The sequence below is a fragment of the Telluria sp. AZSoR62 genome, from assembly GCF_058111565.1.
Genome location: NZ_JBYTST010000215.1, coordinates 1 through 307, shown reverse-complemented (window position 1 = coordinate 307; position 307 = coordinate 1). Strand labels below are relative to the sequence as shown.

Annotated in this window: 1 pseudogene; it reads right to left on the bottom strand. The window is 49.8% G+C overall.

The features are described from left to right. A pseudogene (locus AC3XQU_RS23555) lies at positions 1-307 on the bottom strand (VWA domain-containing protein); the annotation flags it as partial.

Sequence of the window (307 nt, the reverse complement as noted above, 5' to 3'; positions counted from 1 at the left end):
GTTCAGTTTGAGTAATTGAACGATTTTAGCGCTAGCGTCAGCGGCACCCTGGGTGTGACCGGAATAACAGCCCTCCAGCGCGATTGCTTTAATATCGTTGACCAGGCTCTGGCCAAAAACATCTACTGCCATTCGACGGTATTGAACAGCGAACGCTGCCAGGCATGATTGCTTCAGTAACTCTGACCGCAGTTCACAAACAAGCCATGAGGCAAGAATTTCCGGAGGTTGCTCTGTTCCCTTAGGACCGTGGAAAACATTCCGCTTTACCAGGATTTTGAGCGTTTCGTGAATCACCGATGGGGAA